General features: G+C 70.8%; 19 protein-coding genes and 7 tRNA genes. 9 read left to right on the forward strand and 17 right to left on the reverse strand.

Features of this window, described 5'->3' with window-relative positions:
- Positions 1-6 precede the first annotated feature (6 nt).
- The 9 genes from FB157_RS18795 to FB157_RS18835 all read right to left on the reverse strand — a co-directional run bounded on the left by FB157_RS18795 (position 7) and on the right by FB157_RS18835 (position 8,541).
- Positions 7-78, reverse strand: a tRNA-Val gene (locus tag FB157_RS18795).
- A gap of 39 nt (positions 79-117) precedes the next feature.
- Positions 118-564, reverse strand: coding sequence for an SRPBCC family protein (locus FB157_RS18800; RefSeq protein ID WP_145881195.1), 447 nt, complete (start codon positions 562-564; stop codon positions 118-120).
- Between the two features lie 123 nt (positions 565-687).
- A complete protein-coding gene (locus tag FB157_RS18805) occupies positions 688-3,420 on the reverse strand; it encodes a Tat pathway signal sequence domain protein (protein WP_145881197.1) in 2,733 nt (910 codons plus the stop codon).
- 100 nt (positions 3,421-3,520) lie between these two features.
- Positions 3,521-4,111: a hypothetical protein gene (locus tag FB157_RS18810; RefSeq protein ID WP_145881198.1), complete on the reverse strand. Its 591-nt coding sequence runs from the start codon at positions 4,109-4,111 to the stop codon at positions 3,521-3,523.
- Positions 4,112-4,121: 10 nt separating this feature from the next.
- A complete protein-coding gene (locus tag FB157_RS18815) occupies positions 4,122-4,997 on the reverse strand; it encodes a carbohydrate ABC transporter permease (protein WP_145881200.1) in 876 nt (291 codons plus the stop codon).
- Complete coding sequence (locus FB157_RS18820) at positions 4,994-5,965, reverse strand: carbohydrate ABC transporter permease (RefSeq protein ID WP_145881202.1); 972 nt, start codon at positions 5,963-5,965, stop codon at positions 4,994-4,996. Before FB157_RS18820 ends, FB157_RS18815 begins: the two co-directional genes overlap by 4 nt.
- Entirely contained in the window at positions 5,965-7,251 is a 1,287-nt protein-coding gene (locus tag FB157_RS18825) for an ABC transporter substrate-binding protein (RefSeq protein WP_145881204.1), read from the reverse strand. The genes FB157_RS18820 and FB157_RS18825 overlap by 1 nt, the downstream gene beginning before the upstream one ends.
- Positions 7,252-7,931: 680 nt before the next feature.
- Positions 7,932-8,003 (reverse strand) — tRNA-Val (locus tag FB157_RS18830).
- 61 nt (positions 8,004-8,064) lie between these two features.
- The gene (locus FB157_RS18835; RefSeq protein WP_145881206.1) at positions 8,065-8,541 is read right to left on the reverse strand and encodes a TIGR02611 family protein; all 477 of its coding nucleotides are present in this window, start codon (positions 8,539-8,541) and stop codon (positions 8,065-8,067) included.
- A 191-nt stretch (positions 8,542-8,732) separates the two neighbouring features.
- Between FB157_RS18835 and FB157_RS18840 the strand changes: the two genes are divergently transcribed.
- Positions 8,733-9,146 (forward strand): SsgA family sporulation/cell division regulator, encoded by a 414-nt coding sequence (locus tag FB157_RS18840; protein WP_004002642.1) that lies wholly within the window; start codon positions 8,733-8,735, stop codon positions 9,144-9,146.
- A gap of 306 nt (positions 9,147-9,452) precedes the next feature.
- The gene (locus tag FB157_RS18845; RefSeq protein ID WP_145881208.1) at positions 9,453-10,013 is read left to right on the forward strand and encodes a CGNR zinc finger domain-containing protein; all 561 of its coding nucleotides are present in this window, start codon (positions 9,453-9,455) and stop codon (positions 10,011-10,013) included.
- A gap of 64 nt (positions 10,014-10,077) precedes the next feature.
- Here the strand turns inward: FB157_RS18845 and FB157_RS47320 are convergent, their stop codons facing one another.
- Both FB157_RS47320 and FB157_RS18850 read right to left on the reverse strand, forming a co-directional pair.
- Complete coding sequence (locus FB157_RS47320; RefSeq protein ID WP_165289388.1) at positions 10,078-10,230, reverse strand: hypothetical protein; 153 nt, start codon at positions 10,228-10,230, stop codon at positions 10,078-10,080.
- Positions 10,231-10,350: 120 nt separating this feature from the next.
- On the reverse strand, positions 10,351-10,797 hold the full coding sequence (locus FB157_RS18850) for a hypothetical protein (protein WP_145881210.1): 447 nt from the start codon (positions 10,795-10,797) through the stop codon (positions 10,351-10,353).
- Between the two features lie 200 nt (positions 10,798-10,997).
- Here FB157_RS18850 and FB157_RS18855 point away from each other — a divergent pair, with 200 nt between their 5' ends.
- On the forward strand, positions 10,998-11,522 hold the full coding sequence (locus FB157_RS18855; RefSeq protein ID WP_186581565.1) for a DsbA family protein: 525 nt from the start codon (positions 10,998-11,000) through the stop codon (positions 11,520-11,522).
- Between the two features lie 34 nt (positions 11,523-11,556).
- On the opposite strand, the gene FB157_RS18860 is transcribed toward FB157_RS18855, so the two are convergent.
- Genes FB157_RS18860 through FB157_RS18870 form a run of 3 tightly spaced genes read right to left on the reverse strand, consistent with a single transcriptional unit; the run spans position 11,557 to position 14,318 of the window.
- On the reverse strand, positions 11,557-12,381 hold the full coding sequence (locus FB157_RS18860; RefSeq protein WP_145881212.1) for a GNAT family N-acetyltransferase: 825 nt from the start codon (positions 12,379-12,381) through the stop codon (positions 11,557-11,559).
- 54 nt (positions 12,382-12,435) lie between these two features.
- Positions 12,436-13,257 carry an aminotransferase class IV gene (locus FB157_RS18865; RefSeq protein WP_145881213.1) on the reverse strand — a complete coding sequence of 274 codons (822 nt, stop codon included), beginning with the start codon at positions 13,255-13,257 and terminating at the stop codon, positions 12,436-12,438.
- The gene (locus FB157_RS18870) at positions 13,254-14,318 is read right to left on the reverse strand and encodes a chorismate-binding protein (protein WP_145881215.1); all 1,065 of its coding nucleotides are present in this window, start codon (positions 14,316-14,318) and stop codon (positions 13,254-13,256) included. The genes FB157_RS18865 and FB157_RS18870 overlap by 4 nt, the downstream gene beginning before the upstream one ends.
- Positions 14,319-14,496: 178 nt before the next feature.
- Here FB157_RS18870 and FB157_RS18875 point away from each other — a divergent pair.
- The 5 genes from FB157_RS18875 to FB157_RS18895 all read left to right on the forward strand — a co-directional run bounded on the left by FB157_RS18875 (position 14,497) and on the right by FB157_RS18895 (position 14,953).
- Positions 14,497-14,569, forward strand: a tRNA-Gly gene (locus FB157_RS18875).
- 38 nt (positions 14,570-14,607) lie between these two features.
- A tRNA-Cys gene (locus FB157_RS18880) sits at positions 14,608-14,681 on the forward strand.
- 1 nt (position 14,682) lies between these two features.
- Positions 14,683-14,754 (forward strand) — tRNA-Val (locus FB157_RS18885).
- A gap of 26 nt (positions 14,755-14,780) precedes the next feature.
- Positions 14,781-14,852, forward strand: a tRNA-Val gene (locus FB157_RS18890).
- 29 nt (positions 14,853-14,881) lie between these two features.
- Positions 14,882-14,953: transfer RNA gene (locus FB157_RS18895), tRNA-Val, on the forward strand.
- A gap of 47 nt (positions 14,954-15,000) precedes the next feature.
- On the opposite strand, the gene FB157_RS18900 is transcribed toward FB157_RS18895, so the two are convergent.
- Both FB157_RS18900 and FB157_RS18905 read right to left on the reverse strand, forming a co-directional pair.
- Positions 15,001-15,297, reverse strand: coding sequence for a zf-TFIIB domain-containing protein (locus FB157_RS18900; RefSeq protein ID WP_145881217.1), 297 nt, complete (start codon positions 15,295-15,297; stop codon positions 15,001-15,003).
- Positions 15,298-15,377: 80 nt separating this feature from the next.
- The gene (locus tag FB157_RS18905; protein ID WP_145881219.1) at positions 15,378-16,319 is read right to left on the reverse strand and encodes a phosphotransferase family protein; all 942 of its coding nucleotides are present in this window, start codon (positions 16,317-16,319) and stop codon (positions 15,378-15,380) included.
- 1,105 nt (positions 16,320-17,424) lie between these two features.
- Between FB157_RS18905 and FB157_RS18910 the strand changes: the two genes are divergently transcribed.
- Entirely contained in the window at positions 17,425-18,819 is a 1,395-nt protein-coding gene (locus FB157_RS18910; protein WP_261386369.1) for a serine/threonine-protein kinase, read from the forward strand.
- A 42-nt stretch (positions 18,820-18,861) separates the two neighbouring features.
- On the opposite strand, the gene FB157_RS18915 is transcribed toward FB157_RS18910, so the two are convergent.
- Positions 18,862-19,680 (reverse strand): RNA methyltransferase, encoded by an 819-nt coding sequence (locus FB157_RS18915; protein ID WP_145881221.1) that lies wholly within the window; start codon positions 19,678-19,680, stop codon positions 18,862-18,864.
- Positions 19,681-19,733 lie beyond the last annotated feature (53 nt).

Here is a 19,733-nt window from a genome sequence, read left to right on the forward strand (position 1 = left end):
TCCCGGTGGGCGATACTGGGTTCGAACCAGTGACCTCTTCGGTGTGAACGAAGCGCTCTCCCACTGAGCTAATCGCCCGGGAACGCACTGAACAATACAGGTCCCTGCGGTGTTACTTCAAACCGCTTCCAGGTGACGCAGCAGTCCGCGCCGCCCGGCCGCCATCATCAGCCGGTGGTTGAGGCGGAAGACGGGGCGTCCCGGCACGGCCAGCCTTCTGAGCAGGGGCTTGGTGACGTCGACGACCTGGTCGTAGCGGGCCAGCGTGCCCGCGCCGTCGGCCGTGACGGTCCAGCGGGCCGATCCCTCGATGTCGCCGGACACGGCGATCTCCAGGACACCGGCCGCCGGGGCGCGGCGTGTCTCGCGGGCGGTGAAGGTCATGGCGTACGGCAGCAGGGACCGGATGGTGATGACGCCGGTGACGTCGTCGAGCCGGGTCACCGCCCGTACCTGCGGCCACCAGTCGGGATAGCCCTCGGGCCGCTCCAGCACCGCGTACACGACGGCCGGCGGGGCGGGCAGGGACCACAGGCTGCGAAAGCGGTAGTGGGACCAGTCCATGGCCAGAGTCTGCCCTGGTGGACGCGTCGGTCTGAGTACGCGTACTCATGCGCCGCACGGTGACGCGAACCACACTCGGGGGACGAGCGCCGCCGCCCGTGCGACGGCGCTCCCCCAACGTCTTCAGCCGGGCATCTCGTCGCCGAGCAGGGCCAGGTTCTCGATGGCCGCGAGGCCGTACAGCGCGGTGTCGTTGGTCGACACCCAGCTCGCCTCGCTCCCGGGAACCAGGGTGGCCGGTCCGGTCAGCTTCTCGGTCTTCCACGGTGCGGACTCGGTGTAGCCGTCGGAGTTGTAGAACTTGGTCCAGGCACGCTTGGCGAGCGTCGCGTCACCGGTCTGTACGGCGGCGTAGGCGTCCAGGCGCGAGTGGCCCTGGAAGAGCAGCAGGGTGCCGAAGTCGCTGCCGTAGCGGGCCGCCTGTTCGGCCTTGGTGGCGTTGAAGTAGCGGCAGTAGTCGAGGTAGGCCTCCTTGAACTCCGGCAGGTCGACCAGGTGGATCAGCTCGGCGCACAGTTCACCCAGACCGAAGACGGCCGAGAGGTGGGAGACCGCCACCACCGGTCTGTCGGCGACGGCGAACCTGCCGGTGTCGATGTCGTACAGGCCGCTGCCCTGGACGAAGCCGTTGGGCTGGGCGGCGATGGTCTCCATGGTGGACAGGACCCGGGCCCTGGCCTTCTCCCACTTGGGGCCCTTGCGCTCCCACTCCGTCAACCAGGCCGACACCAGTCCGCTCCAGTCGGTGCCGAAGCCGATCGACAGGGCGTGCGGGTCGGGGGTGTACGGGTCGGTGCGGACCTTGCGCTGCGGGTCGAGGACGAGGAACGTCTCGTCGGAGTCGACGTTGGCGCGCATGAGGTCGCCGACGCGTTCGTCGGCGGTGAGGAAGTAGTAGAAGCGCCGGTAGGTGGTGTTGGCGATGCGCTGTTGCTTGGCACTGTCGGCGAAGTGCTGGACGCCGTGCCGGGTGCCGAGGCCGGCCCACTTGCCGAGGTGGTAGACGTCGACCTCGCCGGTGTGCCGGGTCATCGCCTCGGCGAAGCGGAAGATGTCGGAGCGGCCGCTTCTGAGGTAGGCGTACCAGAGCCACAGGTCGGGCGAGAGCTCGGAGTTGTCCCAGGCGTAGCCGCCGATGTCGTACCGCCACACGTGCCGCGCCGGGTCGTAGGTGTGCATGATGTCGCCGTAGTCCCAGAAGCCGTACCAACGGCGCATCTCCACCTGGTCCTTGTAGTAGGCGAAGAGGAAGTCGAGGTGGTCCTCGATCTTCGCCTTGGCGGCGGTGGAGCGGTCCGGCTCGGAGTAGAGGCCGGGGCCGAAGACCTTGGCCTTGATGAGCTGCCTGGGCGGGGCGGCTAGCTGCGGCAGTGTCCGTACGGCTGTCACCTGGTCGGCGAGGGTCTCGGCGACGGGCGTCGACTCGTTGGCCCAGAAGAGGAGTTCGCAGGTGCGGGCGATGCCGTAGGGGGTGCCGAACTCCGGCTCGTAGTCCTCGTAGGTGATGTTGAGGCCTTCGAGCTGCTCGGCGTAGGTGTCCTGGCCCATGCCGTCGTGGTAGAAGCGCAGGTCCATCGGCTGCGCCTCGGGCGACCAGAGCCAGAGGGTGACGGTGGCCTCGTCGGTGTGGGCGTCGCGGATGTCGAGCTGGGCGGGGAACTTCTCCCAGAAGTCCCGCAGGCCGAAGGAGAGTCCGCCGCTCGCGCCGCCGACGTAGCCGAAGCCGGAGGCCCGCCCGCCAGCGCCGGCGGTGATCCAGCCGTAGCCCTTCCTGGTGCGCTTGCGCAGGGTGAAGCCGTCTGCGGAGAGCTGGGAGAGGGTGTAGTCGCCCCAGTGCGGGACGTACTGCAGGCGGGTGGTGACGCGCTGGTCCCAGGTGGCCGGGTCGGGCAGCTTCCGGCCCTCGTACTGGGCGGCCTGCACGGCGGCGCCCGGGTCGCGGCGCAGCCCGGTGACGCCCTGGACGGCCTCCCGCAGCAGGCCGGTGCCCTCGCCGCCGATGCGGATGTGCCGGTCGTAGGCCGCGTCCCGCATGGGCACGGCGAACCGTACGCCGAGCCCGCGGATGAAGTCGCCACCGGCCTTGCCGGGTTCCAGCGTGCCGTCGTAGGTGATGGTGTGCACCATGCGGAAGGACTCGGAACCGGCGTAGAAGTACAGCCGGATCGAGAAGGGAAGCCAACTGCGGTCGCCCTTGCGGTGCTTGCCGTCGATCCGGACCACCGCGCGGACCGGACCGTCCTGTTCGACGGTGATCTCGCCGATCACCCCGTCGAAGCGCTCCGTCCTGACCGTGCCCTGGTCCTCGTCCGCGGCCTCGGGCTGCCGGACGAGCACGAGCCGCCCGTTCCTGGCGATCTCGGTCGAGCCCCGGCTGACCGACTTGACGAGGGTGGAGCCGTTCTTGCCGATCTTCACGGTGATGACGCCGGTGGAGACGTCGACGGTGCCGCCGCTCTTGTCGACGGTGACCTTCCGGTCGGGCGCCTTGGGGGTGCCGGCCGTGAGGGTGAGCCTGCCCGAGCCCGAGGCGACCGCGTGCGCGGTCCACTTGAGGGAGCCGTCGGGCCAGTGGGCGAGGGGCCAGGTCTGTACGGGGACGTCCTTGCCGTCGGCGTCCGTGAGCGCGAAGGTCTGGTCCTCCTGGTAGACGCCCATCGGCCAGGGCACGCCGACGGTGGAGCCGGGTGCGGCGCCGAGGCCGCCGTCCTCCAGCCAGTCCAGGGTCACCGGGTCGGCGCCGTCCGCCGCGGGCGCGGCCTGCGCGCCGCTCGCCCCGGCTGCCCAGCCGAACTGGGTGGCGGCTCCGGCGACGGCGGCCGCCTTCAGGAGGGACCTGCGGGGAATGGGAGACATGGTCTTTCCTTCCGTGCGGGCAGATGTGAGCTGATCAGGGGCATGACAGAGATGGGTGCGATGCCCAGGGGCACCGGCCTTGATCGAGGGCGCCGCGGGCTCAGCGGCGCCGGTACCGCTCCTCCACGGCGACGGCCGCCGCCGCGACGGCCCCGAGCACGGGGACCGCCAACGGTGCGATGAGCACAGCGGAACAGCAGGTCAGGGCCGCTCCGCCGACGAGCAGGAAGGATCCGGCGGGGTCGAGGACCGTACGGCGGCCCGCGTCGGCGAGCAGGGCGCGCCAGCGGCTTCCCGGGGTCCACACGGCCGCAGCGCGCAGCACGGCCACGGTGAGGCCGAGCAGCGCGAACAGACCCACGGCACCGGCCGGCGGCCCGCCGGGCAGCCCCGCGCGCACGGCCCGGACGTCCACCCAGGCGAGCGTCGGCACGGCCCAGCCGACGGCCCCGACGGCCCAGCCGCCGCGCAGCGCGCTCCGGAAGTCGGCGACGAACTCCCGCGCGCCGCCGCCCTCGTGCGTCGTACGACGGCGCAGATGCCGGGCGCCGGCGGCGAAGGCGGCCGGGCAGGTCACGACTGCGAGGGAGGCCACCGCGATCCACACACCGGCGAGCAGGCACTCGGCGAATACCCCGAACCTCTCCGCGACCACGGACTCCCTGCGCGGCTTCACACGTGCTTCCGCCATGGTGGCCGCCTCAGCCCTTCAGTCCGGAGGTCGCCATGCCGTCGATCAGGTACCGCTGGAAGGTGAGGAAGAAGAGCAGCACCGGCAGCAGCGCGACCAGGGACATGGCGATCATGCCGCCGTAGTTGGCGGCCACGCCGTCGGAGTCGCGGAACATCATCAGGCCGAGGGAGACGGTGTACTTGCCGGGCTCGTTGAGGTAGATCAGCGGGCCCATGAAGTCGTTCCAGGCGTTGATGAAGGTGAAGATCGCACTCGTGATCAGTGCGGGCCGGCACAACGGCAGCACGATCGACCAGTAGATGCGCAGGTGACCGCAGCCGTCGAGCCGGGCGGCCTCGTCCAGCTCGCGGGGCAGGTTGCGCATGAACTGCACCATCAGGAAGACGAAGAAGGCCTCGGTCGCGAGGTACTTGCCGATCAGCAGCGGGATGTAGGTGTTGATCCAGCCCAGCTTCTGGAACATCACGTACTGCGGGATCAGCAGGACGTGGTACGGCAGCAGCAGGGTGCCGATCATCAGGGAGAAGAGCAGGTTGCGGCCGGCGAACCGGATGCGGGTGAAGGCGTAGGCGGTGAGCGAGCAGGAGATGAGCACGCCGACGACGGCCCCGACGGCGTAGAGGAGGGAGTTCTGGAAGAAGGTCCGGATGTCGATGTCCGCTATGCCGTCGGCGAGACCCTTGAAGTTGGACAGGATCGGGTGGGACGGGAACAGCGTGAGGCTGTTGACGATGTCCTTGCTCGGCTTGAACGAGGCGCCGATCACCCAGACCACCGGGTAGAGGATGACCGCGAGGATCAGCAGGGCGCCGAGGTGCCAGACGAGGGAACCTGCGTGCCTGCGGCCGCCCCTGTCCGTGACCTTCGTGGTGACCGCACTCATCGGGCGCCCTCCTCGTAGTGCACCCACTTCTTCTGCGACCAGAAGAGGACGGCCGTCACCATGGCGACTGCGAGCAGCAGCATCCAGGCCATCGCGGCGGCGAAGCCCATCTGGGCGTTCTTGAAACCCTGCTGGTACAGGTAGCAGGTGTAGACGAGCGTGGCGTCGGCCGGACCGCAGTAGGTGTTGGAGACGACGTAGGCCGAGCCGAAGATCTGGAAGGAGTGGATGGTCTCCAGGAGCACGTTGAAGAACAGCACCGGGGAGATCATCGGCAGGGTGATGTTCCAGAACTTGCGGAACGGTCCCGCGCCGTCCATCTCGGCGGCCTCGTAGAGCTCCCTGGGCACCTGCTTCAGCCCGGCCAGGAAGATGACCATGGGCGCCCCGAACTGCCAGACGGTCAGCGCGACCAGGCAGTACAGCACCCGGTCCGCGTTGCCGACCCAGCCGCCGGCATGGAAGCCGAGGAAGGTCTGGGTGCGGTCCACGACGGCGCCGTCGGAGAAGAGTGAACGCCAGACGAAGCCGACCGAGACGCTCGCGCCGATGAGCGAGGGGGCGTAGAAGGCGGCCCGGTAGAAGGACTGGCCGCGGCGGCTCTGCGCGAGGAGCAGGGCGACACCGAGGGCGAGCAGCAGCTTCAGCGGGGTGCCGATGACGACGTACTTGGCCGTCACCTCCACCGACTTCTGCCAGCGCGGATCGTCGAACATCCTGGTGAAGTTGTCGAACCCGACCCACTTCGGGGTGTTGAAGAGGTTGTAGTCGGTGAACGCGAAGTACAGCGAGGCCACCATCGGGCCCGCGGTCAGCAGCAGGAACCCGGCGATCCACGGGGACATGAAGAGGTAGCCGGCGAGGTTCTCCCGGCGGCGGCCCGGCCGCCGCGCGGTGGCGGGGCCGGCCGGACGGGCCTTGCGGGTCGCGGGCGCGGAGTCCTTGACGAGCGTCACGGCACGTCCCATCAGGCCTGGAAGGCGGCCTCGGACTCGGTGAAGAACTGCTTCACCGCGTCGGGGACCTTGGTCTTGCCCTGTCCGAGGTCGCCGCCGAGGCGCAGGAAGGCGGCCTCGACGGTGTCGGCGCCGGAGGGGTGCGGGGTGATCGTGCCGAGGACGCCGGACTTGGCGGTGTCCTCCTCGTACTGCGCGATCTCCTCGTTCACCGCGTCGGCCGGCTTGTACGCCCCGTACTGCTCGGTGCTCGCGAGGATGCCCCGGTCGTAGCCCATGATCCTGCCGACCTCGGGATCGTGGACCATGAAGTCGATGAACCGGGCGACCTCCTCGGGGTGGGAGGTGCGGGCGGAGGCGCTGAGCATCAGGGAGGCCAGGTACTGGCCGGTGTTCCTGCCGTCGGTGGTGGGGACCGGCGCGAGGCCGTAGGAGCTGTCGCCCTCCGCGGAGTAGCGGACGGTGAAGTTGTCCCAGGTGAACTCCGACGCGCCGTGTCCGGCGGAGAGGGAGGACTTGGGCATGTCCTGCTGGACGACCTTCGGGTCGGTGACGATGCCGGCCTTGACGCGGTTGTAGCCGTCCGTCCACCACTCCGTCAGGTCGGCCCTGTCGAAACCGAGTCCGTCCTTGGTGAAGAAGGCCTTCCCGTTCTGGCGGAGGTAGAGGTCGTACAGGTACATGATGGTGAAGTAGCCGGTGTCCCCGGCGACCTTCGTCCTGTCGTGGATGGTCTTCAGGGCCTTGAAGTACTCGTCCCAGGTCCAGCCCGGCTGCGGCTCGACGCCGGCCTTCCGGAAGACCTTCTTGTCGATGACGAGCGCCATGGTGTTGGAGCCGACGGGAACGCCGAGCTGCTTGCCGTCGACCTCGCCGACCTTCGTGACGCCCGCCCGGAAGTGATCCAGGCTCAGATTGCCGGCCCGCACCTGTGACTTGAGGTCCAGAAGAATTCCGCGCTTGTCGTACTTCCGAAGAAATGTGACGGCGTTCTGGAAAACGTCCGGGGGATTTCCGCCGGCCGCCTGCGTCTGGAACTTCTCCCAGAACGACTGGTACGTCTGAAAGTCGGTCTTGACCTTGATCTTCGGGTACTTCTTCTCGAAGAGCGCGATCGTCTGATTGATCTTCTTGGCCCGCTCCTCGGCACCCCACCACGAGTAACGGATCGTCACCGTCCCGTTCCCGGAACCGCTTTCGCCACCACACCCGGTCGTCGCGGCGAGCCCGAGCACGGCGGCCGAGGCCCCGGCGGCCTTCAGGATCGTACGCCTCTCAAGATTCCTGCTGGTTCCCACAGTCGGGCCCCTCCCCGCAGCGTCGTCGCCGCGCCATGAATCGTTTCAAGTAAGCGCTTGCTGGCACAAGTTACGGAGGGGCCGGAGGTGCGTCAATGATTCGGGCAGGATTTTCTGCCCGGCGCGGATCGGGGCTCGGGGCGTCCGGCCGGGGCGCGGGGGTACGTGGGCGGGGCGCTTGCGCAGGTCAGAGGCCGCGGTCAGATGAACAGGCGGGCTGGCCGGCCAGGGGACGCCGCCTCCGCGGAGCGCCACTGCTGGACGAAGTGGCCACAGCCGTCCAGTGCGGGTCCGCAGGGCCCGGGGGTGGCCGGAACACGTCGGTTGCGGCGCCCCGCGGCGTCGAGTGCGCGCACGCGGCGGTGGGCGCCTCGGGTTCGCCGTTCTCGGCCGGGTGGCTCCGCCCTTCGAGCCGCAGCGGCTCCGGGCCCCTGCTCATGACCCGGGCCCGGACTGCCGGATCTACCCGATCTACCGGATCGGGATGGAGGAGTGCACGGTGCAGCTCGGTGACAGAGCGAAGTCGGACGAAGCCGCAAACAGAGCGAAGCCGGAACCGCGGTGAAGTCGCAGCCGGAGCGATGATCCACCCGGACGGCGTAACACCCACGGTGACCTTCGAGAAGCGCCCACACGACGACGGCCCACCTGCTGTTCGCAGATGGGCCGTCGGTTCCGGGTGGGCGATACTGGGTTCGAACCAGTGACCTCTTCGGTGTGAACGAAGCGCTCTCCCACTGAGCTAATCGCCCGGGCGCAGGAAGAACATTACCCCATGTCAGGGGGTGCCTCCGACCACGCCCGGGTCCGCCGTCACTGGTTCTTGATCTGCCACGGCAGCACGACGCCGAACTTCCACAGGTAGACCCCGACCAGCGCGCCCACGATCACCAGGCCGATCACCGTCAGCGTGATGTTGCGGCGCCGCACCCTGGGGTCGAGGGCCTTCTGGGCCGCCTCGGTGACCTTGCGTTTCGTCCAGCGCAGCACAAGCTGGGCCCAGACGAACTCGGTCGCCCAGATCGCCATGCCCGCGAAGATCACCACCCAGCCCGGGCCCGGGAGCGGCAGCATGACGATGCCCACCACGACGACCGCGAGGCCGACCACGAAGATGCCGACCTGCCAGCTCAGGTGCAGCGCCCGGCGGGCCTTGATGAAGGCCGGCGCCCGGGAGCCGAGCCCCTGCTCGGGCTGCTCCGCGCCCACCGTCACGTCCGCCTTGTCGGCCTTGTCTGCATCGTCCGCCGCCACGGCGACCTCGCCCGGCTCGTCACTCCCCGTATTCATACAGACAAACCCTACCCGAGTGAATCCAGTCACCGGAATGGTCGCAGGTCTCGCCCGAGTTCTCGGCCGGAAGAGTTACGTAAAGACACGCAAAACCCTCAGAGGGGTTTACAACGGCACCGTAGGTGGCATGTCGATTTCGCCGACGTGCGAATCCCCGAGCGCACACTGAGCGAAAGGCCCTGGCGCTTATGAACACCACGGTCAGCTGCGAGCTGCACCTGCGCCTCGTTGTGTCGAGCGAGTCATCCCTGCCTGTCCCCGCAGGCCTGCGGTACGACACGGCCGACCCCTACGCCGTGCACGCCACCTTCCACACCGGAGCCGAGGAGACCGTCGAGTGGGTGTTCGCCCGCGACCTCCTCGCCGAGGGGCTTCACCGGCCCACCGGCACCGGCGACGTCCGCGTCTGGCCGTCCCGCAGTCACGGTCAGGGCGTCGTGTGCATCGCCCTGAGCTCTCCGGAAGGGGAAGCCCTGCTGGAAGCCCCGGCACGGGCCCTGGAGTCCTTCCTGAAGCGAACCGACGCCGCCGTGCCGCCCGGCACGGAACACCGGCACTTCGATCTGGATCAGGAGCTCTCGCACATCCTGGCGGAGAGCTAGGCCGAGGCCGCCCCTCAAAGCCGCCCGGCGCCGTCCACTCGGGGAGACGGCTCGGGCCAAGACAACCGCATACGGCACAGAGCGACGCCGTCACCGTGAGTGCTCACGGGGCGGCGTCGGCCTGTTTTCCGGCCACATCCAGGCATATCGTGCAGGCACCGGACGGACTCGGGAACCGCCGAGTGCACGGAGGCGTTCTACCGGGCAATCGCCGGTGGGCGGCCCCCGGTGCGGTGGGCGCGGTTGTCGCTACCATCGGCCAGCATCGGCGGGCGCCCGCCCGACCCTCAGGCCAGGGAGCGAAACGTGCTGATCACCCACGACACCCGGTGCGCACTGGACACCGTGGTGGATCTGGTGAACACCGCGCCGGAGGACGACCCGGTGGCGGACGGACTGCCGGACGTCGCGGCTCTCGCTGACTTCGTGCGCAGTCACGCGATCAGCGATGTCGGGGCGCTGTCGGAGTTCGACCTGTCGGCGGTGCGCAAGATCCGGGGCAGGTTCGCGGGGATCTTCGCGGCGCCGGACGCCCGGTCCGCCGCGGGAATGATCAACGAGCTGGTCGCCGCGGCCGGTACCACCCCGCGGCTGACGGACCACGACGACTACGACTGGCATGTGCACTACTTCGCCCCGGGTGCGTCCGTGGCCGACCACCTGGCGGCCGACTGCGGGATGGCGCTCGCCTTCTTCGTGGTGGCCGGGGAGCAGGAGCGGCTGCGGCGCTGCGAGGCGCCGGACTGCCGACGTGCCTTCGTGGATCTCTCCCGCAATCGCTCGCGCCGCTACTGCGACAGCCGCACCTGCGGGAACCGGCTGCATGTGGCGGCCTACCGGGCCCGGCGCAAGGAAGCGGCGGGCTGATCCCCGGGAACACACCCGGTCGACGCCGGTCCCGGCGGGTGACGCCGGGACGGACGTGTACGGCTCACAGCAACAGCAGGTCGTGCAGCGCAGCCATGAGGAGCAGACACCCGATCACCGCAAGGAAGATCATCAGCGGTGGCTGGGATAGGGCGAAGAGGCATCCGCGCGGCTCGTCCTTCGGCGGCGCGGCCTCGCTCTGTCTCGTGTCCAGCATCTCGCGGTGATGATGACCCAGGGGATGCCCCCTTGGCGATCACCACAGCTTCGAGTGCGGTACTTCACCGATTTCCGCACCGGTCCGCTCGACTTGCTTCCGGTTGTGAACGGTTTCAGGTCATATGCCGTGCTTCTTGAGGATGGCCTCGATGTCGCTGAAGTCGTCGGCGGAGGTGGTGGCGGGCGCAGCGCCCGCGGGCCGGGCGGCAGGCCTGTTCGCCGAGCCCAGCGAGGGGGCCGAGGCGGCCGGAGCCACCGCGTCGCGTCCGGCGGCGGCCCGTGCCGCCCTGCGCTCCGCGCGGGTGCCCCCGCGCCTGCGCTCCACGGCCCGCGTCGTCGCGAACAGTGCCCAGGCAGCGCCCAGCACACCGAAGCCGGCCCAGGCCGTCGGGCTGAACGCCGTGTCGGCCAGCCAGCCGACGACGCCCGTCATCACCAGGCCGATCGGGACCAGCGCATAGGCGGTGATGCGGGCGGCGGCCAGGAAACGCTTGCGGTAGGCGGTGACCGCGGCGACGCCGAGGCCGGCCGCGGAGACGGCGGAACACACGGTCTCGGCAATCATCCGGTCCTCCTGGCGGGCTCGATGGGGCACAGCGGGGCGCGGGGTGCGCTTCGCCCCTTCCATCCTGCACCGCCCGGTCCTCGCGATGCCATGTTCCGGCCCGACATCAGGGAGATCTCCGGGTCGTCTCCTCCCGAAGTGCCGGTGACCGCCCACCGTCCGATTCGGTACCCGGGGTGCGGCCTGGAAGACTGGTGCGCATGAGCGACTCCTCCCCCGCACGCACCGAAGCCCCCGTCCTCGACGTCTGGTGCGAACTCCAGTGTCCCGACTGCCGCAGCGCCCTGGACGACCTCCGCGCCCTGCGCGCCCGTTACGGCGACCGGCTGGAGCTGCGGCTACGGCACTTCCCGCTGGAGAAGCACAAGCACGCCTTCGCCGCCGCCCAGGCCGCCGAGGAGGCGACGGAGCAGGGGCAGGGCTGGGCCTACGTCGAGGCGGTGCTCGGCCGGGTCGAGGAGCTGGACCGCAAGGGGGAACCCTTCCTGGTCGATGTCGCCCGTGAACTGGGGCTGGACGCCGAGGAGTTCGACACCGCGCTGATCGACGGGCGGCACATCCTGATCGTCGACGCCGACCAGGCCGAGGGCAAGGCGATCGGTGTCACCGGTACGCCGACCTACGTCATCGGCGGCGAGCGCCTCGACGGCGGCAAGAGCCAGGAGGGGCTGCGCGAGCGCATCGAGGAGATCACGGACCGGCTGCTGGCCGGTTCTCAGGCCTGACCACAGGGCCGGGACCGGCTGCGGGTGGACTTCGCTACAGAAGGTCCTTGTACAGGGAGTACCGCGTCGTCTCGTAGCCGAGCGACTCGTACAGCCGCTCGGCCGGGGTGTTGCCCGCGAACACGTTGAGGCCGAGGACGCGGCGGCCGGCGGCGATCGCCTGCCGCTCCGCCAGCAGCATGAGCGTACGGCCGTGGCCTCGGCCGCGGTGGGCTTCGTCGGTCTCCACGTCGAAGACGAAGGCTTTGCCGTCCCGCAGGGACACCCACAGCGTGCCCACCCGCTCGCCCTCGTGCTCGAGCACGCTGAACAGCATGTCCTCGGTGGCGAGCCCGTGCGGCAGCAGGGTCTCGTGATCGTGGCGCGACTTGGCGTACGCCTCGGCCTCGGGCACGCCCCGCTCGATCCAGACGCGCGCGTAGGCCTCCGACTCGTACGCGAGCCACGCCTCGAACTCGGCCGCGCCCATGGGGTGCCCGAGACTGCCGGCGGGCAGTTCGGGCGGTACCTCGCCGAGCGGCTTCTCCATGCCGCGGTTGCGGTGGACGTAGCCGAGCCCCTCGAAGAGCCGCAGCGCGTGCCCGGCGTCCCCGGCGACGCCTGCCTCGATCTGCCGGCAGCCCCAGCTCCGCGCCACCTCCTCGGCGGCGAGCACGGCCACCGTGCCCCGGCCTCGACGGCGGTCCGGCTCGTCGATGCGCACGTCCAGGATCCGGGCTGTCCGGTCGCCGAAAGCGGCTGAGGTCCCGAGATGCATCGAGCCGACCGGGCGGCTGTTCACGCACACCTGGTAGCGGCGGGAACGCGTCCCGTCGGCGTTGTGCTGGAGCGGCTCGGTCGGCCGCAGAGTCGTCGTCATCACGGGTGTTCTACCCGCTCCGGTGCCCCGGGGCAGCCGATTTTCCGGCTTCGGTCAGGGGTCCAGGTCCTCCCCGGCCCGGTCCTCGAAGATCCGCATGGCCTTCGCGGTGACCGGGCCCGGTGCGCCGGGCAGTTCCCGGTCGTCGACGCGGTGCACGGCCTGGACGTCCCTGAGGGTGGACGTGAGGAAGACCTCCTCGGCCCGTTCCAGCACGTCCAGCGGCAGGTCGGTCTCCTTGGCGCCGGTCCACTCGACGGCGAGGGCGCGGGTGATGCCCGGCAGACAGCCGGAGGCGACCGGCGGGGTGTGGATCTCGCCGTCCAGGACCACGAAGACGTTCGACCCGGTGCCCTCGCAGAGCTGTCCGACCGTGTTGCCGAACAGCGCCTCGGAGGCGCCGTGTTGGTGGGCTCGGGCGAGGGCGACGACGTTCTCGGCGTACGAGGTGGTCTTCAGGCCGGTGAGGGCGCCGCGCTCGTTGCGGGTCCAGGGGACGGTGATCACGGCGGTGGAGTCGGGGCGGCGTGCGGTCTCACCGAGCGCCACCACCAGGGTCGGGCCGTGCTCGCCGCGGTCGGAGCCGAGGGGGCCGTGGCCGCCGGTGTAGGTGATGCGCAGCCGGCCCAGCGGCATCGGGTTGGCCTCCAGGACGGCCGCGCAGGCGCGGCGGACCTCGGTGTGGTCGGGGTCGGGCAGACCCAGGCCGCGGGCCGAGCGGGTCAGCCGGTCGAGGTGGCGGGTGAGCGCGAAGGGCTGCCCGTCCACCGCCTTCACCGTCTCGAAGATGCCGTCGCCGACGGTCAGCCCGTGATCGAAGACGGAGACCCGGGCCGACTCCAGGTCCTGCAGCGCGCCGTCCAGCCAGATCCTCATGACAGAGCCCCTCCGCTCACCTCGTACGTCCCCGACGCTACCGCGAGCAGCCGGGACGCCTTCAGCTCGGTCTCGCGCCACTCCCCTTCGGGATCGGATCCCCAGGTGATGCCGGCTCCGGTCCCGAAGCGGAGCATCGCCGCGCCCTCGCAGGACCGGTCGATCCAGAACGTCCGGATGCCCACGGCCAGCTCGCCCACGCCCCGGTCGGCGTCGACCCAGCCGATGCCGCCGCAGTACGGGCCACGGGGTGCCGTCTCCAGCGCCTCGATGATCCGCAGCGCGCTCGACTTGGGCGCGCCGGTGACCGAGCCGGGCGGGAAGGCCGCGGCGAGCAGGCCGGGCCAGCCGGCGCCGTCGCGCAGCTCGCCGCGGACGGTGGAGACCAGGTGGACCAGGCCGGGGTGCTTCTCCACCGCGCACAGGTCGGGGACGGTGACGCTGCCGGTGGCGCAGACACGCCCGATGTCGTTGCGGACCAGGTCCACGATCATCACGTTCTCGGCGTAGTCCTTCTCCAGGAGGTCCGCCTCGGTCCGTCCGGTGCCCTTGATGGGTCCCGACTCGACGGTACGGCCGTCCCGGCGCAGGAACAGCTCGGGCGAGGCGGTCGCGATCTCCACGCCGTGCTCCGGCAGCCGGATCGTGCCCGCGTAGGGGGCGGGGTTGCCGCGGGCCAGCAGGGCGGTCAGGGCGTCCACGTCGGCGTCGGGGGCGACGGGCGCGCTGAGCACCCGGCAGAGGTTGGCCTGGTAGACCTCGCCGGCCGCGATGTGCTCGCGGATCCGGCCGACCGCCGCGGTGTAGGCGGTCCGGTCGAGGGAGGTGGACCAGTCGCCCAGCGCCGGGCCGTGCCAGCCGCCGGGGACCGGGGCGGGCACCGGCTCCTCCCGTACGTGCGCGAAGCGGGCGCAGGTCAGCCGGCCCTCGAAGTCGGCGCAGACGGCCCAGAACCCGGTGGAGTCCAGGGCGGCGGGATCGTCGGTGACGTCGAGGAGGCCGGTGGCCAGGCGGGCGCCGAAGCGGGCGAGAGGAGGGAGGCCGGAAGGGAGGTCGAGCACGTGGTCGAGTCTAGGGCGGGTGGCCGAAAGGTGGCCCGGGCATGTCCCCTCGGGGGCGCTGACCACGCGCTCCGTGGAGTGCACCGCAGCACGCTGCGCAAACGCGTTTTTGTACTGGCCCGGGAATCCGCTAGAGTTCAACACGTCGCCGGGACGCGAGAGCGGACCGAAACGACAAGCGGACGTAGCTCAGTTGGTAGAGCGCAACCTTGCCAAGGTTGAGGTCGCGAGTTCGAGCCTCGTCGTCCGCTCGAAGGAAGAAGGGGTCTTCCCGATCCCCTACACTCCTGGTGGAGTGGCCGAGAGGCGAGGCAACGGCCTGCAAAGCCGTCTACACGGGTTCAAATCCCGTCTCCACCTCCAAGGACGATTAGCTCAGCGGGAGAGCGCTTCCCTGACACGGAAGAGGTCACTGGTTCAATCCCAGTATCGTCCACTGGATCTTCTCGAAGATCCGAACCCGCGCGATTAGCTCAGCGGGAGAGCGCTTCCCTGACACGGAAGAGGTCACTGGTTCAATCCCAGTATCGCGCACTGACTGTGACTTTCAGGTCACAGCCTGCGGACGATTAGCTCAGCGGGAGAGCGCTTCCCTGACACGGAAGAGGTCACTGGTTCAATCCCAGTATCGTCCACACACCAGGAAGCCCCCGGTCGCGAGACCGGGGGCTTCTTCGTGCGCTCAGCTGGAGAACAGCATGTGCGCCCAGCTCTTCTGGTGTCCGTGGTGACCGCCGTGGTGACCACCGTGGTGACCGTGGTGACCGCCGTGCGGGGCACCCCAGGCCGGCGCGGGCGGGGCCGGGTACGCCTGCGGGGCGGCCGGCGGGACGGGCTTCGACCACTGGGCCTCCAGCTGGGTCAGGGCCTCCAGCTCGCCGTAGTCGAGGAAGATGCCGCGACAGCCGCTGCACTGCTCGATCTGGACGCCATTGCGGTTGTAGGTGTGCATCGGCGCATGGCACTTCGGACACTGCATGGTCGGCTCAACTCCTCGCCGGTTGGTGCTGCTTCGTGTTTCCCCAGGACAGACTCCGTCCGGCCCCGGTCGGTTGCACCCTACGCCCGGAATCCCCGAGTCAACTGGTCGGGGATGGAACTCATTCGGGCACAGGCGTCCACCAGGGCCTGTTCCACCTCGTCCAGCGGGCGGTCGGCCGTGAGCGCCTTGGTGAGCGCGCGGGCCGCGGTCTGCACGGTCAGGGCGCGGGCCGGGACGTCCAGGGCGGGCCAGGGGTCGCCGTCGGCGGGTACGGCGGGGCCGCCGGCCTCTCGGTAGGCGGCCAGGAAGCGGGTCCACTCGTCGGGCGGGAGGAGCCCGCAGGCGTACCAGGAGGCGGGGCGGGCGAGATCCCAGGCCGGGACGCCGACGCCGAGGTCGTCCACATCTATCAGCAGCCAGGGGCCGTCGGGTGCGGGGCTGCGGACCAGCTGGCCGAGGTGGAGGTCACCGTGGCAGAGGGCCGGGGTGCCGGGCATGGGGGCCTCGGCGCGGGCCCAGGCGGGGAGCGCGTGCCAGGCCCGCAGGACGGGGGGTGCGGCGGGATGGGGCGCGGTGCTCACGGCCGCACGCAGGCGCTGGATGGCGTGGGCGGCCTTGGCGGGGCCGCGCATCGGGGGCAGGGGGCTGGGAGGGACAGTCCGGTGCAGCCGGGCGAGGAGGATGGCCGCGGCCTCCCAGGGGGCGGCGGCCGGGTCGTCCGGGTCCACGGGGGCGCCGTACGGCCAGAAGGTCACCGGGCGGTTGTGGAGAGTGGCCGGGGTGGTGGCGAGCGGGGCGAGGAGGACGTCCGGGAGCCGGGCCGCCGCGGCGAGACGCAGGGTCAGCCCGGCGGGGTCGGTGTCCGGGGCGTGGGCCTTCGCCACGGTGTCGGCGTGGCGGACGACCGTGGCGTCGGGGCGGTCGGCGAGGGGGGTGGTGCCGCACGCGCAGGTGGCGCCGCCGGTCCGGGGGTGGGCGGTGGCGCTGAGTTCTGCGGTGAGAGCGGCGAGAAGGTTCACGGAGGCCTCGGTCGGTGGGGTGTCCGGGGTGAGCGTACGCGGGGCGCGGGGGGTGCGGTGGGCTCGGCGCCACGGCTGGGCGGGGGTGGGTTTCGCCGGGTACGGCGACCGCCACTCCCCCAGGGGCGCGGGGGACTGCGCGATCCGTCCGCACCGGCCCGCAGACGGAACGGACGGAGGTCCAGAACGGCGCAATGCCGGCGCAGCTCCCCAGCTGCGCCGGCATTTGTGCCGTCCGCCGTACCCCCGTCCCCACGGGGTTTCATGGATCGATGTCCCCGCCCGGACCGCTCTTCCGGGCCTGGGGTCGCCGCTCAGCGCCCCAGCATCGCACCCACGGACGACGCCTGTGTGGCCACTGTCTCCCAGCCGTCGAAGACGAGGAGGAGCAGGGCCGCCAGGGGAAGAGCCATGAGTGTCGCCACCAGCGGGTGGCGACGACCCGTCCGGCGAGGGGCGAACGTCGTGCGTCGCGGTGCCGGGTGGGCCATGGTCCCTCTCCTGACCGTCTCTGTTGTCGTTCTCTGTTGTCGTTGGCAGCGGCGGGTGCCTGACCTCGGGGGACGAGTGCTGCACCCGCCGCTTGACCTCAAATCTAGGCGTGCGGCCTCCCAAGGGCGTCATGCCTTCGTACCGAATCGCGGGCCTCCCGGAGGATGAGCCACGACCTGCGGAGTACTCCCCTGGGTGGAGACGGGGTCCCAGGTCTCGGGGTCTTCCCGGAGGGGTCGCCCACCGTGTCCGGTCATTTCCGGACCATCCGACGGCTGCGGCGAGTGACTTCGCTCACTTGGGTGGGGTATGGGGATGTGATGTGTGCGCGCGGTGGCCGGTTCAGGGCGGCAGGCGGAAAGGAGGGCTCGGTGTTCCTTCCGTGGGCGCCTCTCCTCGTCCATGGTCACTCCGGCCGGGGCCAACCTCCCTGTCACGTCCGCATGTTGAAGTCACGGGTTCCCCAAAGGCACCGCAGGGAGCGGCTAACTGACCGTGTTTCACCTCGTGCTCCCGTCGTGCACAATCCGTCCGTCCCGGAGGGCGCGGCCTCTGCGCGCAGGCGGCTGTGGAAACGTAAGCTGTGCCACGTCACAGGGACCGGGCAGCGGGGATGAACATGGCGATGATGCGCCTGAGGCGCGAGGACCCGCGCGTCGTCGGCTCGTTCAGGCTTCACCGACGGCTCGGCGCGGGCGGAATGGGCGTGGTCTACCTCGGCTCCGACAAGAAGGGGCAGCGGGTCGCGCTGAAGGTGATCCGGCCCGATCTGGCGGAGGACCAGGAGTTCCGCTCGCGGTTCGCCCGTGAGGTCTCGGCGGCCCGACGTATCAGGGGAGGCTGCACCGCACGCCTGGTGGCGGCGGACCTGGAGGCCGACCGGCCGTGGTTCGCGACGCAGTACGTGCCCGGCCCCTCCCTGCACGACAAGGTCGCCGACGAGGGCCCGCTCGGCGCGGCCGAGGCGGCGGCGGTCGGCGCGGCCCTGTCCGAGGGACTCGTCGCCGTGCACGAGGCCGGGGTCGTCCACCGGGACCTGAAGCCCTCCAACATCCTGCTGTCCCCCAAGGGGCCGCGGATCATCGACTTCGGCATCGCGTGGGCCACCGGCGCCTCCACGCTCACGCACGTCGGCACCGCCGTCGGCTCCCCCGGCTTCCTCGCCCCCGAACAGGTGCGCGGCGCGGCCGTCACCCCGGCCACCGACGTCTTCTCCCTCGGCGCGACCCTGGCCTACGCGTCGACCGGCGACTCCCCCTTCGGGCAGGGCAGTTCCGAGGTGATGCTGTACCGCGTCGTGCACGAGGAGCCGCAGTTGTACGGCGTTCCGGACGCCCTCGCGCCGCTGGTGCGGGCCTGTCTGGCCAAGGATCCCGAGGACCGGCCCAGCACCCTCCAACTGTCGCTGCGGCTCAAGGAGATCGCCGCCCGTGAGGCGCAGGGCCTGGCCGACGCACGGCCGCCCGCGCCGCGCGCCGCCGAGGCGGACCGGCCCACCGGACGGCTCGTGGACACCTACCCCGAGCCGCAGCGCGCCCAGCGGCGCACAGCCCCCGGCACCCCGGTGCCGCGCGGCGGCACGCCCGCCCGGGGCGGCACCCCCTCGCGGGGCGGCAGCGCCTCACGCGCCGGGGGCGTCTCCTCCCGGCCGGGCGCGGCCCGCCCCACCCCGGCGCCCCGCTCCGGCGGCACGCGCTCGGGCAGCGGGAGCCGGCCCGCTCCGCGCAGCGGCACCGGGCGTCCGGTGCCGCGCGCGACGGGGACCGGCCGTCGCCCCGCCAATCCCCGGCTGCTGCGCCAGCGGCTGTTCGTGTTCGTGGTCGTGACGCTGCTGGTGGCGCTCGGTATCGCGGTGGCGCAGGGCTGCCAGGGCCCGGCCCGCGGGCTCGGCGACGACGGCCGGCGGCAGCGCCACGTACAGCCGAGCTTCACGCCGCCGGACGGCGGGAAGCTGATGTCGCAGCGGTACGACTCGACCTTCGAGTCCGGGTCCGGCTCGGGGAACTGAGCTTTCCGGTCCGGCTCGGGGAACCGAGCCTTCCGGTCCGGCTCAGGACGCGGGGCGTCCCGAGGCCACCGCGTAGAAGGCCACCGCGGCGGCCGCGCCCACGTTGAGGGAGTCGACCCCGTGGGACATGGGGATGCGCACCCATTCGTCGGCGGCGACCAGGGCCTGCGTGGACAGACCGTCGCCCTCGGCGCCGAGCATCAGCGCGACCCGGTCCATCCGGTGCGGGGCGGCCTCGTCCAGGCTTCTGGCCTTCTCGTCCGGCGTGAGCGCGAGGAGCGTGAAGCCCGCCTCGCGCACCGACTCCAGACCCTTGGGCCAGGTCTCCAGGCGGGCGTACGGCACGGAGAACACCGCACCCATGGAGACCTTGACGCTGCGGCGGTACAGCGGGTCGGCGCAGTCGGGCGACAGCAGTACCGCGTCCATGCCGAGGGCTGCCGCCGAGCGGAAGATCGCGCCGATGTTGGTGTGGTCGTTGACCGACTCCATGACCACCACCCGGCGGGCGGAGCGGAGCAGTTCCGCCGCCGTCGGCAGCGGCTTGCGCTGCATGGAGGCGAGGGCGCCGCGGTGCACGTGGTAGCCGGTGACCTGCTCGGCCAGTTCCGGGGTGACCGCGTACACGGGGGCCGGGAGTTCGTCGATGACGTCGCGCATGACGTCGATCCACTTGGCCGAGAGCAGCATGGAGCGCATCTCGTAGCCGGCTTCCTTGGCCCTTCGGATGACCTTCTCGCCCTCGGCGATGAACAGGCCCTCGGCCGGCTCGCGCTTGCGGCGCAGTTCGACGTCGGTCAGGCCCGTGTAGTCGCGCAGGCGCGGGTCGTCGGGATCCTCAACGGTGATGAGATCGGCCACAGGGTGATACTGCCTTGTCCTGGGTGTGCTGCCAACGGCTGGGAACGGGTTGT

The organism is Streptomyces sp. BK340, from assembly GCF_007827595.1.
Taxonomy (GTDB): domain Bacteria; phylum Actinomycetota; class Actinomycetes; order Streptomycetales; family Streptomycetaceae; genus Streptomyces.

Excerpts from the sequence above, each read along its gene's own strand:
- FB157_RS18800 (WP_145881195.1), bottom strand. The coding sequence starts at position 564 with ATGGACTGGTCCCACTACCGCTTTCGCAGCCTGTGGTCCCTGCCCGCC.
- FB157_RS18805 (WP_145881197.1), bottom strand. The coding sequence starts at position 3,420 with ATGTCTCCCATTCCCCGCAGGTCCCTCCTGAAGGCGGCCGCCGTCGCC.
- FB157_RS18810 (WP_145881198.1), bottom strand. The coding sequence starts at position 4,111 with ATGGCGGAAGCACGTGTGAAGCCGCGCAGGGAGTCCGTGGTCGCGGAG.
- FB157_RS18815 (WP_145881200.1), bottom strand. The coding sequence starts at position 4,997 with ATGAGTGCGGTCACCACGAAGGTCACGGACAGGGGCGGCCGCAGGCAC.
- FB157_RS18820 (WP_145881202.1), bottom strand. The coding sequence starts at position 5,965 with ATGGGACGTGCCGTGACGCTCGTCAAGGACTCCGCGCCCGCGACCCGC.
- FB157_RS18835 (WP_145881206.1), bottom strand. The coding sequence starts at position 8,541 with ATGAATACGGGGAGTGACGAGCCGGGCGAGGTCGCCGTGGCGGCGGAC.
- FB157_RS18840 (WP_004002642.1), top strand. The coding sequence starts at position 8,733 with ATGAACACCACGGTCAGCTGCGAGCTGCACCTGCGCCTCGTTGTGTCG.
- FB157_RS47320 (WP_165289388.1), bottom strand. The coding sequence starts at position 10,230 with ATGCTGGACACGAGACAGAGCGAGGCCGCGCCGCCGAAGGACGAGCCG.
- FB157_RS18850 (WP_145881210.1), bottom strand. The coding sequence starts at position 10,797 with ATGATTGCCGAGACCGTGTGTTCCGCCGTCTCCGCGGCCGGCCTCGGC.
- FB157_RS18855 (WP_186581565.1), top strand. The coding sequence starts at position 10,998 with ATGAGCGACTCCTCCCCCGCACGCACCGAAGCCCCCGTCCTCGACGTC.
- FB157_RS18860 (WP_145881212.1), bottom strand. The coding sequence starts at position 12,381 with ATGACGACGACTCTGCGGCCGACCGAGCCGCTCCAGCACAACGCCGAC.
- FB157_RS18865 (WP_145881213.1), bottom strand. The coding sequence starts at position 13,257 with ATGAGGATCTGGCTGGACGGCGCGCTGCAGGACCTGGAGTCGGCCCGG.
- FB157_RS18900 (WP_145881217.1), bottom strand. The coding sequence starts at position 15,297 with ATGCAGTGTCCGAAGTGCCATGCGCCGATGCACACCTACAACCGCAAT.
- FB157_RS18910 (WP_261386369.1), top strand. The coding sequence starts at position 17,425 with ATGAACATGGCGATGATGCGCCTGAGGCGCGAGGACCCGCGCGTCGTC.